This is a genomic window from Alkalibacillus haloalkaliphilus C5 (assembly GCF_000269905.1).
In the GTDB taxonomy this organism is placed as follows: domain Bacteria; phylum Bacillota; class Bacilli; order Bacillales; family Alkalibacillaceae; genus Alkalibacillus; species Alkalibacillus haloalkaliphilus_A.
Map to the genome: position 1 here is coordinate 1 of NZ_AKIF01000312.1, position 275 is coordinate 275.

General features: G+C 38.2%; 1 protein-coding gene. It reads right to left on the reverse strand.

Features of this window, described 5'->3' with window-relative positions; genetic code table 11:
- A partial coding sequence (locus tag A194_RS19160; RefSeq protein ID WP_040403434.1) for a transglycosylase domain-containing protein occupies nt 1-275 on the reverse strand: 275 nt, incomplete at both ends.

The following is a 275-nucleotide window of genomic DNA, read 5'->3' on the forward strand; positions in this document are numbered from 1 at the left end:
AAATCGATATAACTACTTAACCACGGACTTTCTTTCGTTTCACCAATATTTAAACCTAACGTCTTTCCTTGCTCATGACGTGCGGTTTCAGGATCTAGCATACCTATTTGATACATTCTCTCAATAACAAGGTCTCTTCTCTCCATCGCTCTTTCTTCATTATTTAATGGAGAATAGTAGTTTGGTGCACGAGGCATAGCCGCTAATAATGCACCTTCTGATATTGAAAGTTCAGAAACAGACTTTGAAAAGAATGTTTGTGCCGCTTCTTCAAC